Source organism: Novosphingobium sp. AAP1, assembly GCF_001295765.1.
GTDB classification, from domain to species: Bacteria; Pseudomonadota; Alphaproteobacteria; order Sphingomonadales; family Sphingomonadaceae; genus Novosphingobium; species Novosphingobium capsulatum.
Map to the genome: position 1 here is coordinate 652,318 of NZ_LJHO01000002.1, position 18,381 is coordinate 670,698.

15 protein-coding genes are annotated in these 18,381 nt (G+C 66.1%); 10 read left to right on the plus strand and 5 right to left on the minus strand.

What is annotated here, in order from left to right:
* Position 1 precedes the first annotated feature (1 nt).
* The 3 genes from IP65_RS06855 to IP65_RS06865 all read left to right on the plus strand — a co-directional run bounded on the left by IP65_RS06855 (position 2) and on the right by IP65_RS06865 (position 4,961).
* On the plus strand, positions 2-3,172 hold the full coding sequence (locus tag IP65_RS06855) for an efflux RND transporter permease subunit (RefSeq protein WP_022676747.1): 3,171 nt from the start codon (positions 2-4) through the stop codon (positions 3,170-3,172).
* Positions 3,173-3,177: 5 nt separating this feature from the next.
* Positions 3,178-4,611, plus strand: coding sequence for an efflux transporter outer membrane subunit (locus IP65_RS06860; protein ID WP_028657970.1), 1,434 nt, complete (start codon positions 3,178-3,180; stop codon positions 4,609-4,611).
* Between the two features lie 68 nt (positions 4,612-4,679).
* Positions 4,680-4,961 carry a hypothetical protein gene (locus tag IP65_RS06865; RefSeq protein WP_231627583.1) on the plus strand — a complete coding sequence of 94 codons (282 nt, stop codon included), beginning with the start codon at positions 4,680-4,682 and terminating at the stop codon, positions 4,959-4,961.
* 80 nt (positions 4,962-5,041) lie between these two features.
* On the opposite strand, the gene IP65_RS06870 is transcribed toward IP65_RS06865, so the two are convergent.
* On the minus strand, positions 5,042-6,130 hold the full coding sequence (locus IP65_RS06870; RefSeq protein ID WP_022676744.1) for a Gfo/Idh/MocA family protein: 1,089 nt from the start codon (positions 6,128-6,130) through the stop codon (positions 5,042-5,044).
* A 30-nt stretch (positions 6,131-6,160) separates the two neighbouring features.
* Here IP65_RS06870 and IP65_RS06875 point away from each other — a divergent pair, with 30 nt between their 5' ends.
* The 4 genes from IP65_RS06875 to IP65_RS06890 all read left to right on the plus strand — a co-directional run bounded on the left by IP65_RS06875 (position 6,161) and on the right by IP65_RS06890 (position 11,816).
* Entirely contained in the window at positions 6,161-7,069 is a 909-nt protein-coding gene (locus IP65_RS06875; protein WP_028657968.1) for an aldo/keto reductase family oxidoreductase, read from the plus strand.
* Complete coding sequence (locus IP65_RS06880; RefSeq protein WP_022676742.1) at positions 7,066-8,127, plus strand: LLM class flavin-dependent oxidoreductase; 1,062 nt, start codon at positions 7,066-7,068, stop codon at positions 8,125-8,127. Before IP65_RS06875 ends, IP65_RS06880 begins: the two co-directional genes overlap by 4 nt.
* A 79-nt stretch (positions 8,128-8,206) precedes the next feature.
* A complete protein-coding gene (locus IP65_RS06885) occupies positions 8,207-9,466 on the plus strand; it encodes an MFS transporter (RefSeq protein ID WP_022676741.1) in 1,260 nt (419 codons plus the stop codon).
* 64 nt (positions 9,467-9,530) lie between these two features.
* Positions 9,531-11,816 carry a TonB-dependent receptor gene (locus IP65_RS06890; protein ID WP_022676740.1) on the plus strand — a complete coding sequence of 762 codons (2,286 nt, stop codon included), beginning with the start codon at positions 9,531-9,533 and terminating at the stop codon, positions 11,814-11,816.
* Between the two features lie 64 nt (positions 11,817-11,880).
* On the opposite strand, the gene IP65_RS06895 is transcribed toward IP65_RS06890, so the two are convergent.
* Complete coding sequence (locus IP65_RS06895; protein ID WP_054131170.1) at positions 11,881-12,597, minus strand: anti-sigma factor; 717 nt, start codon at positions 12,595-12,597, stop codon at positions 11,881-11,883.
* Positions 12,594-13,058 (minus strand): RNA polymerase sigma factor, encoded by a 465-nt coding sequence (locus tag IP65_RS06900; protein WP_054131171.1) that lies wholly within the window; start codon positions 13,056-13,058, stop codon positions 12,594-12,596. Before IP65_RS06900 ends, IP65_RS06895 begins: the two co-directional genes overlap by 4 nt.
* Positions 13,059-13,099: 41 nt before the next feature.
* On the opposite strand from IP65_RS06900, the gene IP65_RS06905 reads away from it, so the two are divergent.
* Together IP65_RS06905 and IP65_RS06910 are read left to right on the plus strand one after the other, a co-directional pair.
* Positions 13,100-14,449, plus strand: a complete 1,350-nt coding sequence (locus IP65_RS06905) for a S8 family serine peptidase (RefSeq protein ID WP_231627584.1) — start codon at positions 13,100-13,102, stop codon at positions 14,447-14,449.
* 131 nt (positions 14,450-14,580) lie between these two features.
* Complete coding sequence (locus tag IP65_RS06910) at positions 14,581-15,399, plus strand: hypothetical protein (RefSeq protein WP_156306449.1); 819 nt, start codon at positions 14,581-14,583, stop codon at positions 15,397-15,399.
* A 39-nt stretch (positions 15,400-15,438) separates the two neighbouring features.
* Here the strand turns inward: IP65_RS06910 and IP65_RS06915 are convergent, their stop codons facing one another.
* Positions 15,439-16,398 carry a LysR family transcriptional regulator gene (locus tag IP65_RS06915; RefSeq protein ID WP_054131278.1) on the minus strand — a complete coding sequence of 320 codons (960 nt, stop codon included), beginning with the start codon at positions 16,396-16,398 and terminating at the stop codon, positions 15,439-15,441.
* A 122-nt stretch (positions 16,399-16,520) separates the two neighbouring features.
* On the opposite strand from IP65_RS06915, the gene IP65_RS06920 reads away from it, so the two are divergent.
* Positions 16,521-17,672 carry an MFS transporter gene (locus tag IP65_RS06920; RefSeq protein ID WP_054131173.1) on the plus strand — a complete coding sequence of 384 codons (1,152 nt, stop codon included), beginning with the start codon at positions 16,521-16,523 and terminating at the stop codon, positions 17,670-17,672.
* Here IP65_RS06920 and IP65_RS06925 read toward each other — a convergent pair.
* Positions 17,669-18,379 (minus strand): HAD family hydrolase, encoded by a 711-nt coding sequence (locus IP65_RS06925; protein ID WP_054131174.1) that lies wholly within the window; start codon positions 18,377-18,379, stop codon positions 17,669-17,671. The two genes, IP65_RS06920 and IP65_RS06925, sit on opposite strands and share 4 nt — an antisense overlap.
* Between the last annotated feature and the right edge of the window lie 2 nt (positions 18,380-18,381).

Below are 18,381 nucleotides of genomic sequence, written 5' to 3' on the forward strand. Positions count from 1 at the left end.
CATGTCACGCTTTTTCATCGACCGACCCATCTTCGCATGGGTCATCGCGATCGTGCTGATGCTGGCCGGCGTTCTGGCTATCCGCACGCTGCCGATCTCGCAGTTTCCGGCAATTGCCCCACCGGCGGTGTCGATCACCGCCACCTATCCCGGGGCTGACGCCGAAACCCTGGAGAAGACCACCACCCAGATCATCGAACAGCAGATGAAGGGGCTGGATCACCTACGGTATTTCTCGTCCTCGTCCTCCGCTGCGGGCACGGTGACGATCACTCTCACGTTCGAGCAGGGCACCAACCCTGATATCGCCCAGGTGCAGGTGCAGAACAAGCTGCAGGCGGCCACCCCGCTCCTGCCGCAGGAAGTGCAGCAGCAGGGCCTGCAAGTCGCCAAGGCGACGCAGAACTTCCTGATGTTCGTTGGCCTGTATTCGGAGAGCGGCAAGCGTTCCGGCGCGGACTTGGCCGACACCCTCGTTTCCAAGCTGCAGGATCCCCTGTCGCGCGTTTCGGGCGTGGGTGACACGCAGATTTTCGGGTCGCAATACGCGATGCGCGTCTGGCTCGATCCGCTCAAGCTGAACCAGTACGCCCTGTCGGTCGCCGATGTCACGGCCGCGCTGAAAGCGCAGAACGCCCAGGTTTCGGCCGGCCAGATCGGCGCCCTGCCCGCACCGGGCACGCAGATGCTCAACGCGACCGTGGCGGTGCAATCACGCCTGTCCACGCCAGAGGAATTCTCCAAGATCCGCCTCAAGATCGGCAGCGACGGCGCCGTGGTTCGCCTGGGCGACGTTGCCCGCGTCGAGGTTGGCGCGGAAAACTACGGCTTTGAATCCAAGTGGAATGGCAAGCCTGCCGCTGGTCTTGGGATCAAGCTGGCGCCTGGCGCCAACGCGCTGGACACCGTTGACGCCATCAAGGCCCGCGTGAACGAGCTTTCCACGCAGTTCCCGTCTGACATCAAGGTCATCTATCCCTACGATACCACGCCGTTCGTCCGCCTTTCGGTGGAGCAGGTCGTGCACACCCTGGTCGAGGCCGTGGTGCTGGTATTCCTCGTGATGTTCCTGTTCCTGCAGAACTGGCGCGCCACGCTGATCCCCACGATCGCCGTTCCGGTCGTTCTGCTGGGCACCTTTGCCGTCATGGCGGCAGCGGGCTATTCGATCAACACGCTCACGCTGTTCGGGATGGTCCTGGCCATCGGCCTCTTGGTCGACGACGCGATCGTGGTGGTCGAAAACGTCGAGCGCCTGATCGTGACCGAGCACCTCAGTCCGATCGACGCCGCGCGCAAATCGATGAACGAGATTTCCGGCGCGCTGATCGGCATCGCCATGGTGCTGGCGGCCGTGTTCCTGCCGATGGCGTTCTTCGGCGGATCGACCGGGGTGATCTATCGCCAGTTCTCGATCACGATCGTGTCGGCCATGGCGCTTTCCGTGCTCGTCGCCTTGGTGCTGACGCCCGCGCTGTGCGCCGCCATTCTCAAGCCGCACAAGCCCAATGAGCAGGAAAGCAATGGGCCGCTGGCCCGTTTCTTCCGCTGGTTCAACGAAAAATTCGATGCCGGCCAAGAACGCTATGAACGCAGCGTGCGCTCCACCGCGCGCAACTGGAAACGTTCGATGGTGGTCTATGCCCTGATCGTGGGCGGGTTGGCGCTGTTGTTCGTGCGGCTGCCCGGCGGGTTCCTTCCCGATGAAGACCAGGGCATGGTCATCGCTCTGGTCCAAGGCCCAGCCGGCTCTACCGCCGCGCGCACGGAAAAGGGCCTCACCGTGATCCGTGACCACTTCACCAAGCAGGAAAGCGCCAACATTGCCGGCGTGTTCACGGTGAACGGTTTCAGTTTCGCGGGATCGGGCCAGAACAGCGGCCTGGCGTTCGTGCCGCTCAAGCCGTGGAGCGAACGCTCTGGCAAGGCCAACGCGGCGCAGTCGATCGCCGGGCGCGCCATGGGCGCGTTTGCCGCCTATCGCGACGGGCTGATCTTCGCGATCACCCCGCCCGCCGTGCAGGAACTGGGCAATGCCACCGGGTTCGACCTGCAGTTGGTGGACCAGGCCGGACTGGGGCATGCCCGGCTGCTGCAAATTCGCAACATGATGTTGGGCATGGCCATGCAGGACAAGAGCATGGTCGGCGTACGCCCCAACTCGCTCGACGATGCGCCGCAGCTCAAGGTGACGGTGGACCAGGAAAAGGCGGGTGCGCTCGGCCTTGATCTGTCCACGATCAACAGCACGATCGCCACGGCGTGGGGCGGCAGCTACGTCAACGACTTCGTCGATCGTGGCCGTGTAAAGCGGGTCTACGTCCAGGCCGATGCGCCCTATCGCATGGCGCCCGAAGACATGGACAAGCTGTTCGTGCGATCCAGCAACGGCAGCATGACGCCCTTCAGCGCCTTTTCCACGATCTCGTGGGAAAAGGGGCCGGTGCAGCTCACCCGCTACAACGGCCTGCCCTCGATGGAAATTCTCGGCGCACCGGCACCGGGCGTCGCCACCGGAAGCGCCATGGCCGCGATGGAGGCGATCCACGCCAAGCTGCCCCCCGGCACCGCGCTGGAATGGACCGGTCTTTCCTATGAAGAACGGCTTTCGGGTGGGCAGGCGCCGGCGCTTTATGGCCTGTCGCTGCTGATCGTGTTCCTGTGCCTTGCCGCGCTGTATGAAAGCTGGTCGGTTCCGCTGTCCGTCATCATGGTTGTGCCGCTGGGCGTGATCGGCGCGGTGCTGGCAGCCACGCTGACGGGGCTCAACAACGATATCTACCTTCAGGTGGGCCTGATCACCACCATCGGGGTGTCGGCCAAGAACGCGATCCTGATCGTGGAATTTGCCGAAGAGCGCATGCGCGACGGCATGGGCGCGTTCGACGCGGCGATCAGTGCCGCCCGGCTGCGCCTGCGACCGATCCTGATGACCAGCCTTGCCTTCATCTTCGGCGTGCTGCCCCTGGCAGTGGCGACCGGGGCTGGTGCTGGCGGCCAGAATGCCATCGGTCGTGCCGTCGTGGGCGGCATGCTCTCCGCAACGGTGCTGGCGATCTTCCTTGTGCCGATGTTCTTCGTGGTGGTCTTCAACCTCTTCACGCGGCGCAAGCAGGCCGATCAAACCCATACCCAAGACGACGAGGGCGCGTCCGCGCCCCAGGGAGTCTGACTGTCGTGACCAAATCCCAAACCGTGCTCGCGGCCGTGCTGCCTGCCCTGCTCTTGTCGGGCTGCAACCTGGCGCCGCGCTATGCCCGGCCGGCGCCAGCCGTGCCGCCGGCCCTGCCCCAGGGCCAAGGCGTCTATCCGGCGGCTGACGCTGCCCAGACGCAAGACCTGGCCCGGATCGGCTGGCGCGAATTCTTTCGCGACGATCGCCTGCGCCAGGTGATAGAGCTGGGCCTGGCCAACAACCAGGACCTGCGCCTGGCCGTGGCCAATGTGCAGGCGGCGCGCGCGCAATATCGCTCGCAACGCGCCAACCTGTTCCCGGCGATCAGCGCCAGCGGATCGGGCACTTATACTAACACCGCGTCCTTTGCCGCCAGCGCTGGTGGCGCGGCCAGCTCGGGCCCGGCCGACATCCAGTATTTCACTGGCAACGTCGGGCTGTCTTCGTTCGAGATCGACCTATTCGGACGCCTGCGCAACCTTTCCAAGGCGGCGCAGGAGCAGTACCTGGCCAGCGAGGAAGGGCGGCGCGCCACGCGCGTCACCCTGATCGGTGAAATCGCCGCGGCCTGGCTCACGCTGGGCGCGGATCGCGATCAGCTGGCCACGTCCGAACGCACGCTCAAGGCCTACGCGCAAAGCCTGGATCTGACCAAGGCGCAGTTCCGTATCGGCGTGACCTCTGCCCTGGAAATGCAGCAGGCGGAAACCAGCTATCAATCGGCGCGCAATGACATTGCCGTGCTGCAAACCCAGGTGGCGCAGGATCTCAACGCGCTACAGCTGCTGACCGGTGCGCCTGTGCCCACCGAATTGCAACCGCAGGGGCTGGGAACCGAACCGGCAACGATCGATGCTCTTCCGGGCAATCTTGGTTCCGACGTGCTGCTGCGCCGGCCCGACGTGCTCCAGGCCGAGCATCAGCTGATCGCGCAGAACGCCAATATCGGCGCGGCGCGGGCCGCGTTCTTCCCGCGCATCTCGCTCACCGCCACGATCGGCACGATCAGTTCGACGTTGAGCAACCTGTTCTCGTCGGGAACGGGAACCTACACCGTCTCGCCCTCAGCCAGCCTGCCGCTGTTCAATTTCGGGCAGAACCAGGCCAATCTCGATTATGCCAAGGCATCACGCGATGCGGCGGTGGCGACCTATCAGAAAACCATCCAGACCGCATTCCGCGAGGTTTCCGATGCGCTGGCCCAGCGCGGCACGATCGACGAACAGATGGCGGCGCAAACCGCCCGGGTTCAGGCCGCCCAGCAGGCGGCGATGCTGTCTGACGCGCGGTTCCGCGCCGGGGTGGAATCGTTCCTCACCGCCCTTGATTCGCAGCGTAGCGCCTATGCCGCGCAGCAGCAGTTGGTGACCACGCGCCTGGCCCGGGCCAACAACCTGGTGACGCTCTATCGCACCTTGGGAGGCGGCCTCGATTGAATCGCTTGCCAAAGCGCCAGACCAGAATAGTATCTGTTGCATAACATATATGCGGAAGAGGTCTGGCGATGAACGAAGGCATGCGTGACGGCGTAACCGATGCGGGCGATGAAAGCCTGATCATCCTCGAATCGCTGCTGTGTCTGATGCGGGAAAAGAATCTGCTGAGCCGCAGCGATATCGAACTGCTGTGCGAAAAGGTGGAGCGTCGTGCCACCGGCACCAGCCGCAATCCCTTGCCGTGCAACAATGGCAGCGCGACCGAGGCTGTCAGCTACCTGCGCCGTCTTTCTGCCTATCTTGGTCAGCGCTATGGCGGCAAGCACATGCGCCGCGGCGCCGCCAACTGATCCACCAACCAGTGCCGGGCGGCAGAGGGTCCGCTGCCCGGCCTAAGTTGTTTTCCTTCACGCCTTCACTGCCGGGTCCATCAACCCAGCACTTCTGCCATGTCCACCGCGCGGTGCTCACGCGCGCTCATCTCGGCCGCCGTGCCTATCGCCACGGCCATGAGCCCGTCATGGGCCGTCACCAGCACATCTCCTTCGCCCCGCACCGCGCGCGCAAACGCCGCGTGCTGGTAATAGGTCGATCCGTGGTGTGATCCGGCCGCCAGCGCGGTTTCGTCCACCGCCACGTGCCGGCGTTCCACCGCCTTTGGCCCCGGCCAGGGCACGCGCGGCGACCACACCAGGTCTCCGGGCGGGATCAACACATCCAGCCGGCCCTTGTCGCCCGTCGCGCTCATTTCTTCCTGGTGTTCGGCGCCTTCGGCAAACATGCACAGATCGAGCATCGCGCGGGTGCCATTGGCAAAGTCCACCGTGGTAAAGCTGTTATCAATGATATCAGGCCGTGCACCGTCATAGCGCTCGTCTACGTGGTTCACGTCCATGGCGCCCGAGCAATAGACCCGCACCGGCTCGCTCTGCGTGATCAGCCGCATCAGATCGAAGAAGTGGCAGCATTTTTCGACCATGGTGCCGCCGGTCTTGGCCGAAAAGCGGTTCCAGTCGCGCACCTTGACCAGGAACGGGAAGCGGTGCTCGCGAATCGAGAGCATATGCAGCGCGCCCACCTGGCCGGCGTGGATGGCATCGATGAACGCAGCAGCGGGCGGCATGAAGCGGTATTCCATGCCGGTCCAGAACGGGGCGCCGCGCGCGGCTGCCTGCTCCACCACCCAGCGCGCATCGGCCATCGTGGTACACAGCGGCTTTTCGCACAGGATCGCCACGTTGCTGGCGAGCAGCGGCTCCAACACGGCGCGGTGGGTAAAATTGGGCGACGCCACAACGACGGCATCGATTCCGCCCCCGGCCACCAAGCTGGCGGCATCGGCATGCACGGCCACATCCTGGCCGGCATCGCCCAGCGCGGCCCGCGCCCATTCGATCGAGGTTGCTTCGGGATCAGCGATGGCGACGATTTCGGCATCGGGCAACAGCTTGATATTGTGGATATGCTCCACCCCCATCATGCCGGTGCCGACCAAGCCGTAACGCAGTTTCTCTACCATCACCAAGCTCCTTGTGCCATGGCGCTCTCCATGACGAACCTCAGCCTAAAGACCGAACCCGTCGCGCTCGGCAAGAGCGGACTTGCCGTTTTCCCGATTGCCTGGGGCATGTGGCGGCTGGCCAGCCCCGACGGCAACGATGATCTGGGTGCCATTGCCGATCGTGTGGAAGCCGCGCTGGATGCGGGCGTAACCCTGTTCGATACCGCCGATATCTATGGTTGCGATGCGCCGGTGGGCTTTGGCGGGGCCGAAGCCCTGTTCGGCAAGGCGCTGGCGGCCAATCCGCATTGGCGCGAGCGCATGGTCATCGCCACCAAGGGCGGCATCTGGCTGGGCAAGCCCTATGATTCGACGCTCGCCTATCTGCGCAGCGCGATCGATGCCTCGCTGGCGCGGCTGGGGCTGCCCAGCGTTGACCTTTACCAGATCCACCGCCGCGACTTCCTCACCCATCCGCGCGAAGTGGCCGACGCGCTGGTCGAGATGGTCGAGGCGGGCAAGGTCAAGCACGTGGGCGTATCGAACTACAGCCCGGCCGAGGTTTCGGCATTGCAGGCCTTCCTGCCCTTCCCGCTGGTGTCGACCCAGCCGGAATATTCTGCCGCGCGGTTTGACCCGCTCTATGATGGCACGCTGGACCAGGCGATGGAACGCGAGATGGCCGTGCTGGCCTGGTCACCGCTGGGCGGTGGCAGGCTGACCGATGCCGCACACCCGGTCGGCGCGCTGCTGGCCAGGCAGGGCGCCGCCTATGGTACCGACGCGAGCGCGGCGGCATTGAGCTGGATCATGGCGCACCCCGCGCGGATCGTGCCCATCGTCGGTTCGCAGCAACCTGCCCGCATTGCCGCGCTGCGCGACGCCTTCAAGGTCGAATGGACGCGCGGCGGATGGTACGCGGTGCTGGAGGCATCGCGCGGAGAATCCATGCCGTGACCCAAAATTCCTGTGAAATCAGCTGGTTTTCAGCGCTTTGCGATGACGACTATGAATATCTTGGGCAAAGCGACCCGGCGCTGCAATCCAGTTGGGAGCATTGCCGCAATATCGTGCTGGGTGCCGAAGATGGCGGGTTTGACAATATCCTGCTGCCCTCAGGCTATGCTTTGGGCATCGATACCACGGCTTTTGCCGCGGCGATCGCCACGCAGGTGCGGCGCATCAAGCTGCTGATGGCGGTGCGGGTCGGCGAAATGTGGCCAGCGCAACTGGCGCGCCAGATCGCCACGATCGACCAGATCCTGGGCGGGCGGCTGACGGTCAACATCATTTCCAGCGACCTGCCGGGCGAAACGCTCGACGGGGCGTCGCGCTATGAACGCACCGACGAGGCGATCGCCATCCTGCGCACCCTGCTCGCCGGGCAGGCACTCGATCACCAAGGCCGGTTCTGGAACCTCAAGCTCGACGCGCCACGCATGCTGCAGGCCGCGCCGCGCGTGCCGGCGCTCTATTTCGGTGGCCTGTCTGAACCGGCGCGCGAAACCGCCGCCAAGGGCTGCGATGTCTATCTGATGTGGCCCGACCGCATGGAGGCTGTGAAAGACATCGTCGCTGATATGAAAGCCCGCGCGGCGCGGCATGGCCGCACCATCCGCTGCGGCTATCGGGTGCACGTGGTGGTGCGCGAGACGGAAAGCGAGGCCCGCGCCGCCGCCGATCGCCTGCTGAGCAAGCTGGACGCCGCGCAAGGCGCAGCGATCCGCGCCAAGTCGCTCGATTCCCAATCGGTGGGTGTGCAGGCCCAGGCCGCCCTGCGCGAGGCAGCCGCTGGCGATGGCTATGTCGAAGACAATCTGTGGACCGGGGTCGGCCGCGCCCGATCGGGCTGCGGCGCGGCGATCGTGGGCGATCCTGACCAGGTTCTGGCCAAGCTCAACGCCTATCGCGCGGCGGGGATCGATGCCTTCGTGCTTTCGGGCTATCCCCATGCGCGCGAGGCGGATCTGTTTGCTCGCCACGTCTTGCCGCATATCGACCACGCACCGTTTTAATCTCTACTGCAAAAGTTGAACTTTCTGGCACTCCCTTGCCGCACCCCGTAACAGGCATGGCAAAGGAGTGCCGCCACCGATGACTGCCCTGCTCAGCCCCCGCCGCCGCCAGCTGCTGTTTGCGCTGGCCCTGACGGCGGGCATTCTCAATCTGGTCGATCGCCAGATCATTGCGGTGCTCAAGCCAACCATCGCCGCCGACCTGCATTGGAGCGACGACGATTACGGTACGCTGGCGGCGCTGTTCCAGACCGGGGCGGCGTTCGGCTTTCTCGCGGCGGGCTGGCTGGTCGATCGTCTGGGCGTGCGACGGGCCAATGCCTTTGGCGTGGCGGCCTGGTCGCTTGCCGCGATGGCGCATGGCTGGGCACGCAGCTTTGCCGCGTTCATGGCCTGCCGCATCAGCCTGGGCGCGAGCGAGGCGATGGGCACCCCGGCCGGCATCAAGACCATGGCGGCGATCTTTCCGCCCGAGCAGCGATCGACCGGCATCGGCCTGTCCAACGCCATCAACTCGATCGGCGCGATCCTGGCGCCACTGGCCATTCCGATCGTTGCCGCCGTCTGGGGCTGGCGCGCGGCGTTTGTCATGGCCGGCGCGCTGGGCCTGGTCTGGGCGCTCGCCTGGTGGCTGGCCACGCGCGGCATCGATTTTGCCGATACGCCGATGGCCAAGGCGCAAGATCATCATGGCGCCAGGCCGGTGTGGCGGGAGCGGCGCACCTGGATCATCGCCGGTGCCAAGGTGCTGTCTGATGCCACCTGGTTCCTGATGCTGTTCTGGATGCCGGACTATTTCCACCGCGCGTTTGGGCTGGCCGGCACCGAACTCGGCCCGCCGCTGGCCCTCGCCTATGCCGGCGCGGCAGTCGGATCGGTCTTGGCCGGCACGCTGTCGAGCCGCTGGATCGGCGCCGGCCAGCCAATCGACCGCGTGCGCAAGCTCGTGATGCTGGCCTCTGCCCTGGTCGTGACCCCTGTGCCGCTGGCCTTGCTGGCCCCCAGCGCGTGGAGCGCTGCTGCGGTGCTGGCACTGGCGCTGGCCGGGCACCAGGGTTTTTCCACCAGCCTGTTTGGCCTGATCGCCGATGTCACCCCGCGCGCACGCGTGGGCCGTGTCACCGGTTTTTCCGCGTTTTGTGGGAATATGGGCGGCACCGCGATCACCAAGATTGCCGGCCTCACCCTGGCGGCCGGGCTGGGCTATGGCCCGCTCTTTGCGTTCGCGGCGGTTTCCTATCTGCTTGCCCTTGGGCTGATCAGGCTGGGCATGCCGCGCATCGTCGCGGTGGAGGAAGGGACCGAAGGAAGCGCCATGGGCATGGCGTTGGGGCACTAAAGAAAAACTTTCTTCTCTACCTATAGGGTTGAGTATAGCGCCGCCGCGTTCAAGGGAGAAATCGATGCCCAAGTTTTCCGTTTCGCTGCGCAGCGCGCTCTTGCTCGCCGGTGCTTTGATCGTGCCAGCCGCCGCCGCTGCCCAGGATGCTCCGCCCGCGGCGCCTGCTCCGGCAGAAGCAAACGCGCCGGCACCGGGCGAAATCGTCGTCACCGCGCGTTTCCGCAACGAAAGCCTGCAGCAAGTGCCGATCGCGATCAGCGCGGTCAGCGGCCAGTCGCTCAACGATCGCGGCATCCACAATCTCCAGGACCTGTCGGCCAGCGTGCCCACGGTCGATTTCCGCAGCGGCGCCTCGAACAAGGACCGCACAGTGTTCATTCGCGGCGTGGGCACGATCACCACCTCGCCGGGTGTCGAATCCTCGGTTTCGACCGTGCTCGATGGCGTGGTGCTCAACCGCCCCGGCCAGGCCACGCTCGACGTGGGCGAGGTTGAGCGCATCGAAGTGCTGCGCGGCCCGCAAGGCACGCTGTTTGGCAAGAACGCCTCGGCCGGCGTGATCAACATCGTCACCGCCGCGCCCACCCAGGCATTCCATGCCTATGTCGAAGGCGGCGCCACCACCGACGCCGAATACCGCGTGAAGGCGGGCGTCACCGGCGGCCTGACCGATACGGTCGCGGCGCGGATCGACGGCGTTTACGCCAACTACAAGGGCAACGTGTGGAACGCGGTGACCAAGGACAAGGTCAACGGGTTTGAACGCTATGGCCTGCGCGGCAAGATCGAGGCGCGCCCGAGCGACGCCTTGACGCTGACGCTCGCGGGTGACTGGCTACACAGCTATGACCCGACCTCCAACGGGGTCTATGCCAACACCAACCAGATCGCCTATCCGACCAACGCCGTCACCGCCTCGCCCACGCTGGTCGGCATCCTCGCCGGCTACGGCATTACTGCCGGGCCCAGCAACCGCACCGCCGCCACCACGTTCGATACCAACGTGCGCGACGAGAACTTCGGCGCATCGCTGACCGCCGATCTCTCGCTGGGGGATTACAAGGTCACCTCGATCACCGCCTGGCGCGGCTGGAAGAACCACCAGCACCAGGATCTCGATGCCACGCAGGCCTCGCCCGCCGTGCAGCCGCAGAGCGACGACCATGGTGACGTCAACACCAACCAGTATTCGCAGGAACTGCGCCTCACCTCGCCCAAGGGCAAGCTGATCGACTATGTCATCGGCGCCTATGCCCTGCGCGCGGAAACCGACGAGCGCTATCAGCGTGATCTGACGCGCACGTCTGGCCTGACGACGGGCGTTGCCAAGTATGGCATCCGCGCCAACAACTATGCCCTGTTTGGTGAAGCCAACATCAACTTCACCAGCAATTTCCGCGCCATCGCCGGCTATCGTTCCACCTGGGACAAGCTGAGTTATTATCACGTGCGCACGTCGACGGCTGATCCGGCCAACACCGGCAGTGCCGCATTCAACGTGTCGGGCATCCGCGCCTATCACAACAGCAACGGCAGCACGTCGACCCGTGGCGATTCCTGGCGCGCCGGGCTGCAGTGGGACGTGAGCAGCCACACGCAGGTCTATGGCACCTGGTCGCGCGGGTACAAGGGGCCGGCCTACAACGCCTTTTTCAACATGCAGCCGACCGATGAAATCGCGCTGCTGCCCGAAACCTCCAATTCATTCGAAGTGGGCATCAAGGGCAGCACGGCCGATCGCTCGGTCCACTATGCGCTGGCGGTCTATTCGACCACGTTCAAGAACTATCAGGCGAACGTGGCCGATCTGGTCAACGGCACGGCGGTGACGCGCCTGATCAACGCCGGCAAGGTCCGCACCCAAGGGGTGGAGGCCGATGTCACCCTGGTGCCGACCAAGGGCTTCACGGTCGATCTGTCGGCCGCCTATGACGATGCCAAGGTGGTAAACTTCAACTGCCCGGTGGGCCTGCCCGCCAGCTGCGACATCAATGGCCAGCCGCTGCCCTTCGCGCCCAAGGTCAAGCTGTTTGCAAATGCCGCCTATCGCTTTGCCCTGACCAACGCAGTCGATCTGGAACTGCAGAGCGACATCGCCTTCAAGAGCGAGACGCAGTACCAGCTGACGCAGACGCCGGGCACGATCCAGCCCGCCTATGCCATCTGGAACGGCAGCGTCGCGCTGCTGGGCCACGACGATGGCTGGCAGCTGCGCGCCTATGTCAAGAACATCACCAACACCCACTATGCCAGCTATCTGGTCAATGGCGGGGTGGCCGGCATCGTGCGCTATGTGCCGCGTGATGACGTGCGCTATGGTGGCGTGACGCTGCGCAAGACGTTCTGATCGGCCGATCCGTCGCGCTGCCTTGCTTCTGGCACGGCGGCGCGGCGGATGCCGGCGAGACGCGTCAGCGCTTGCGCCAGCCCGCAGCACGTGCCGCGCGTTCGGCAGTGGGATCGAGGGCAGGCCCCTGCGCCATGTCCTGCGCCAGGGCCATCAGCGCCGCATCATGGCTGCCGGCCTGGCGATAGGCGCCATCGTCGCCGGGCCCCGCCGCTGCGCCGCCGCCGACCTGCCGGATCAGCTTCCATCCCCGCGCGTCGTGGCAGGCAATGCCACTACCCTGCCCGCTGTCATAGCCGCGACACAGCGCGCCCGATGCATCGGCAAAGCTGATCACCACCCGCGCCGATGCGCCCGCCGGCGCCTGACCAGACAACTGGGTATCGAGCGCGCTGGCCAGCGCGCCATCGGCATAGCCCGGCCCCGCGCCGTTCCCGCCTGGATGCTGCAGCACGACCGCCAGCGTCAGCGATGCCGCCAGCGCCAAGCCGATGCCCCCGCCCCACACCAGGCGTCTCGGGCGGCGCGCACGGGCGGCGCTGAAATCGATCACCTCGGCGCTGGTTTGTGGCTGGCTGGCCGCAGCGAGCAAACCGGGCGGCAACGGCGCGTCGAGCACCGGGTCATAATGCGCGGCAAGCCGGGCCTTAAGCGCACGATGACGCTCAACCTGCCGGGCCAGCGCGGGATCGGCGGCCATGGCGCGCTCCACCTCTGCCTGCATGGCGGCATCGAGTTCGCCATCGGCATAGGCAGCCAGAGTTTCGGGAGAGGGCGTCACAGGTCGTCTCCCAGCATGCCGAGAAGCGCGTCGCGCCCGCGCACCAGGCGCGAATTGAGCGTGCCTACTGGGCAGCCGACGATGTCGGCCGCTTCCTTGTAGGACCAGCCCTCGACCATCACGAGCAGGACCGCCTCGCGCTGTTCATCGGGCAGGCGCGCCATCGCGCGGTCCACGTCGGACAGCTGCGCGCGCGCCTCCTGCCCGCCATCGGCGCCAACGGTCACGCCAGCGTCTTCGTCAACAAAGGTTTGGCCACGGCGGTTTTCGGCACGGGCCTCGTCGATCCACAGGTTGCGCATGATCCGATACATCCAGCTATCCAGGCGGCTGCCCTCTTGCCATTGCTGGCGGCTGCGCAGCGCACGTTCCACGGTCATCTGGCAAAGATCGTCGGCCCGCGCCGCATCGCGCGCAAGGCCCAGGGCAAACCGGCGAAGCCGGGGCAGCAGGGCCAGCATGGCGGTTTCAAAACGGTCGGTCAGCGTTCTTGCCTTTTCCGATGGATAGAACGAACCATGTCGCTCGTTTCATCCATAGGCAATTCCGCCTGACTTGGGAAACCGTCTTGCGCAAGATCACCCCTGCCCTGCTGGCGATGCTTTGCGCCACGACGCTGCCCATGCCTGCCCTGGCGCAGGGCGTGATGCCCGGTATCGGCCAGGGAATGGGCCAGCAACTGGGCAATCCATTCGACAACCGGCTCGATCCCGTGATCGATCGCGCGCGCCAGGCGGTGGACCGCGTGCCCGGCGATGTGGCCCAGGCGCTCGACAATGCCACCACCACTATGGTGCAAAGCGCCAGGGCCCTTGCCGAAGCGCGGGTGGAGCGGATCGATCGCCTGCTACGGCAAAACCCCGCAAGCATCGAACGGGACGCGGCCGGTGATCCGGCCGTTAAGGGCGAACTGCTGATCATGGCGCCAGAGGCGGCGATGCTCGACAAGGCACGCGCCCTGGGATTTGCCGTTATTGGCAACGAACGCCTCGCCTCGCTCGATCTAGCGGTAACGCGGCTGGCAATTCCATCGGGAATGAGCCTGGCACAGGCGCAGGCCGCGCTGGGCAAGGCGCTGCCCGATGCCACGATCAGCGCCGATGTGCTGCACTTTACCGCCGGCGCTGCAAGCCCGCGTGGCGGCGTGATGCATCTGGGTACGATGCCTGCCTTGCAGACGCCGGTGGGCATGATCGATGGCGCCCCGGCGCAGGCGATCGATGCCCTGCAAGGGTTCGCCCCCGGCGCGCCGGCAGCATCGGACCATGGCAGCGCCGTGGCCAACCTGCTGTCCGGCGCCGGCGTGCGGCATATTCTGGCGGCAGACGTCTATGGGCGCGGCCCCACCGGTGGCAATGCCCTGGCCATTGCCCGCGCGGTGGACTGGCTGATTGGCCGGCAGGTGCGCGTCATCACCATCAGCCTGGTTGGCCCGGCCAATCCCTTGCTGGCGCGGGCGATGACGGCGGCATTGCAGCGCGGCGCCGTGATCGTCGCTGCCGTGGGCAACGATGGCCCCGCCGCGCCGCCGGCCTATCCCGCCAGCTATCCTGGCATCCTGGCCGTGACCGCAGTTGACGCCCGCAACCGCGCCCTGATCGAGGCTGGCCGTGCCCTGCACCTCGACTATGCCGCGCCCGGCGCCGGATTGCGGGCCGCCAATGCGCGGGGGCAAATGGTGCCGGTGCGTGGCACGTCGTTTGCAGCGCCGCTCGTCGCATCGCGCGTGGCGGCGGCGCGCGATGCGCATGCCTCCGTGCTCCAGGCGCTGGACCGGGAGGCGATCGACCTGGGCCCGCGCGGCCCCGATCAGCAGTATGGGCGCGGGCTGCTGTGCACGATTTGCCGCTGATCTTCCGGTCGATCGAAAAAAATTTGCGAGGATGGATTAAACCCGAGCGGAGGTCCGTTTTCAGAACAACGGGATCATGATCGGCCACAAAGATGGAAGGTCGATCCCACAGTTCAGGAAAGGATCAGATCATGCGTAAGCTCTTTGCCACTTCGCTTGTTGCCTGCACCCTCATCGCCATGCCGGCCCACGCCCAATTGCTGGGCGGCGGTGGCCTTGGCGGCGGGATGGGTGGCGGTCTTGGGGGTGGTCTTGGCGGCGTGATGGGCGGCGCCATCGGCCGTGGCGGCATGGTGGGCGGCACGCTCGACGGCGCGTTTGACGGTTCCTCCACGCTCGACACCGTGCGCTCCACCACCCGTGGCACCGCCAACGGCTCGGGCAGCACCAGCGGCAACACCAGCGTGAACCGCCACAACGGCAAGGTTCACGCCGATCGCACCGCCAGCGGCAACGCTGCGGGTTCGGCCAGCCAGGGGCTGACCGCTCCCGCCGGATCGCTGACCGGCTCGCTGGCTGGCAATGGCAGCGGCACCGTGGGTGGCAGCGCCAATGCCCAGGCCATCGGCACCGACCAGCTGACCAGCACCACGCGTTCGGCCACGAACACGGTGCGCACCACCGCCAGCGGCGCGGCCACCCGCGTCGAAGACACCGCGAACATGGCCCGCGCCCGTGCCACCAGCACCGCCCAAACGGCGCGTGATGCCGCCAGCGAGCGCGTCGCCCAGGCCCGCAGCACCGCCACCAACGCGGCTGAAGCGGGCAAGGCCAAGGCGCAGAGCGCCGCCAACACCACCCGTGGCTATGCGGCGAATGCCGCCGCCAGCGGCCAGGGCGCAGCCAATGGTGCAGCAAGTGCCACGCGCAACGCGGCCCAGCAGGCCTCCGGCAGCGTCGCCGGCAGCGCCAGCGGCTCGGTTACCGGCTCGGCTTCCGCCAGCCACTGATCCCTGCCTTGCGGCAGGCAACGATCCCGGCGCATGACCTCATGCGCCGGGATTTTTTGTAGGCCGCAGGCTTTCGACCAGATGATCGACAAAGACCCTCACGCGCGCCGGCGTGGCCGTTCCGCCGACAAACACGGCATGAATCTGCTCTTCATCGGCGGGATTGAACGCTTCGAGCAGCGGGATCAGCCGCCCATCGGCGAGAGCCTGGGTCACGCTGAATGTCCCCACCCGCGCGATGCCGATGCCGGCCTGGGCCAAATCGCCCAGGGTTTCGCCATTGTTGGCCACGATCGTGCCGCGCACCTCCAGCGCGAAATCATCCACCGTGCCATCGGCCCGCACGCGGCGGAACGGCCATACCGGTTCGGCCCGGCGGAAATTGAAGTTGAGGCAATTGTGGGCGTGCAGGTCTTCGGGCACCTGCGGCACGCCATGGCGCGCGAGATAATCGGGCGAGGCGACGATCACCCGCCCATTGCTGCCCAGCTTGCGCGCGGTAAGCGCACTATCGGCCAATGGGCCAAAGCGGATCGCCACGTCCGCCTCGCCAGCGGCGACGTCCACCAAGGTGTCGGTAAGGGCGATATCGACCAGCACATCGGGATAGCGGCGCACGAAGGCGCCCAGCAGCGGCACGATGCACAGCCGCCCGTGCGATAGTGCCGCGCTCACGCGCAGGCGCCCGCGCGGCGTGCCGCGATCGGCGATCTGCTGCTCTGCCTCGTCAAGATCAGCGAGGATGCGACGCGCCGCGCGCAGATAGGCTTGCCCCTCGGCCGTCATCGCCAAGGCGCGGGTAGAGCGCAGCAGCAGCCGCACGCCCAACCGCGCCTCGATCCGGTCGATGCCCCGGCTCACCGCCGAAGGGCTCAGGCCCAGCACGCGTCCTGCGCCCGAAAAGCTGCCGCAATCATGCACTGCGGCAAACAGCGCCATCTCTCGCGCGCGGTCCACGCCGTGTGCGGCTTCGCCGCCCACTGCAGGATTGGCTGGCATCTTTGCACCCATTGCAAAAATCCTTCGCGTTCAAACCCTCTAAACACGGGGATCAGTCTGCGCCATCTGTGCATTCATTGGCAAGGCGCTCGGGCGCCGTAAAACAGATCAGGATCATCGCAATGAAATGGAATGCCGGGCTCATGGCCCTGGCCCTGGGTGCCTTTGGCATCGGGGTGACCGAATTTGCCCCGATGGGCCTGTTGCCCGCGATCGCCACGGGGCTGGGCGTCTCGATCCCGGCCGCTGGCCTGCTGATCAGCGCCTATGCCATGGGCGTGGTGGTGGGCGCGCCGATCATGACGCTGACCACCGGGCGGGTGTCGCGCCGCACGCTGCTGGTGGGCCTGGCCGGGATATTTACCCTGGGCAACCTGATGGCCGCGCTGGCGAACAGCTATGACATGATGCTGCTGGCCCGGCTGGTAACCTCTTTCAACCACGGCGCCTTCTTCGGCGTGGGCTCGGTGGTGGCAGCCAGCCTGGTGCCGCCGCAGCGGCAGGCCGGGGCCGTGGCCACGATGTTCATGGGGCTGACGATCGCCAATGTCGTGGGCGTGCCGCTCGCCACCTGGGCCGGGGAGAACGTGGGCTGGCACACGCCGTTCTGGGCGATCGCCGCGCTGGGCGTGCTGATGATGGCCGCGCTGCGGTTTACGCTGCCGCCCCTGCCGGCGCAGGACAATGCCAATCCCATGGCTGAACTGCGCGTGCTGATGCGCGGCAAGGTGCTTGGCGCCCTGGCGCTGACCGTGGTGGGATCGAGCGCCATGTTCACCGTGTTTACCTATATTAGCCCGATCCTGCGCGATGCGACGCATGCCTCGCTGGGGTTCATCACCGCCATGCTGGTCACCTATGGCGTGGGCCTGACGGTGGGGAACTGGCTGGGCGGCAAGTTTGCCGATCGCTCGGTCGATCGCACGCTGATTGTCACGCTGGCGAGCCTTACCGCCGTGCTGATCGCCTTTGCCGCGTTGATGCCCCATGCCGGCGCCGTGGCGGTCATCGTGTTCCTGTGGGGCGTGGCGAGCTTTGCCCTGGTGCCGCCGCTGCAAGTGCGGGTGATGAGTGCCGCCGCCGATGCGCCGCACCTTGCTTCATCGGTCAACATCGGTGCGTTCAACCTGGGAAATGCCCTGGGTGCCGCGCTGGGCGGCGGGGTGATCGCGCTGGGCTGGGGCTATCCGGTGATTGCGCTGGCCGGCGCGGCTACCTCGGCCATCGGACTGATCGCGATCGTGCTCACCAGCCGCAAGGGCCAGGCTGCTTAAACAGCAGTGCCCGCGTTGATCCGATCGATCAGCGCGGGCAGCTCAGCCAAGCGTGCGAGGGTGGCAAAGCGCTCTGCCCCGTCTGGCACCGGCGCCTGTTCGTGCGACCAGGCGCCATCTTGCGGCACATAGGCCGCCCAGGCCCCGGCGCCGAGCGCCGGCAGGATATCCGAACGCAGGGAATCCCCGGCCATGATCGCTTCGTGCGGGGCAACACCGTGGCGAGCGAACAGGCCAGTAAAGGTCTGCACGGTCTTGTCGCTGACGATCTCCACGCCCGAAAAGCATTCGCCCAGGCCCGAGGCGGCAAGCTTGGTTTCCTGGTGCAGCAGGTCTCCCTTGGTCACCAGCACCAGTTCCCCGCGCGCCTGCAAGGCCGGCAGGGTCTGCGCAATGCCATCGAGCAGTTCCACCGGATGCTGCAATAAGGTTCGCCCCACCGCCAGCAGATCGGCGATCATCGCCGGGGTGAGCGCAGCGCCGCACAGTTCCAGCGCGGTCTCGATCAGCGACAGCGTAAAACCCTTGGCGCCATAGCCATAGACCTTGAGATTGCGCGCCTCGCACGCTTCCAGCGCGCGCCGGGCAACGCCTGCTTCGGCAAAGGGTTCGAGCATGGCGGTAAAGGCGGCCTCGGCCCCGTTGAAGTGGCGCATGTTGTGCCACAGGGTATCATCGGCATCGAGGCAGATCAGGCGTATCGTCATGG

Excerpts from the sequence above, each read along its gene's own strand:
- IP65_RS06915 (WP_054131278.1), bottom strand. The coding sequence starts at position 16,398 with ATGCCAGCCAATCCTGCAGTGGGCGGCGAAGCCGCACACGGCGTGGAC.
- IP65_RS06900 (WP_054131171.1), bottom strand. The coding sequence starts at position 13,058 with ATGCTGGCCCTGCTGCCCCGGCTTCGCCGGTTTGCCCTGGGCCTTGCG.
- IP65_RS06890 (WP_022676740.1), top strand. The coding sequence starts at position 9,531 with ATGCCCAAGTTTTCCGTTTCGCTGCGCAGCGCGCTCTTGCTCGCCGGT.
- IP65_RS06870 (WP_022676744.1), bottom strand. The coding sequence starts at position 6,130 with ATGGTAGAGAAACTGCGTTACGGCTTGGTCGGCACCGGCATGATGGGG.
- IP65_RS06865 (WP_231627583.1), top strand. The coding sequence starts at position 4,680 with ATGAACGAAGGCATGCGTGACGGCGTAACCGATGCGGGCGATGAAAGC.
- IP65_RS06885 (WP_022676741.1), top strand. The coding sequence starts at position 8,207 with ATGACTGCCCTGCTCAGCCCCCGCCGCCGCCAGCTGCTGTTTGCGCTG.
- IP65_RS06920 (WP_054131173.1), top strand. The coding sequence starts at position 16,521 with ATGAAATGGAATGCCGGGCTCATGGCCCTGGCCCTGGGTGCCTTTGGC.
- IP65_RS06905 (WP_231627584.1), top strand. The coding sequence starts at position 13,100 with ATGGATAGAACGAACCATGTCGCTCGTTTCATCCATAGGCAATTCCGC.
- IP65_RS06910 (WP_156306449.1), top strand. The coding sequence starts at position 14,581 with ATGCGTAAGCTCTTTGCCACTTCGCTTGTTGCCTGCACCCTCATCGCC.
- IP65_RS06875 (WP_028657968.1), top strand. The coding sequence starts at position 6,161 with ATGACGAACCTCAGCCTAAAGACCGAACCCGTCGCGCTCGGCAAGAGC.
- IP65_RS06855 (WP_022676747.1), top strand. The coding sequence starts at position 2 with ATGTCACGCTTTTTCATCGACCGACCCATCTTCGCATGGGTCATCGCG.
- IP65_RS06925 (WP_054131174.1), bottom strand. The coding sequence starts at position 18,379 with ATGACGATACGCCTGATCTGCCTCGATGCCGATGATACCCTGTGGCAC.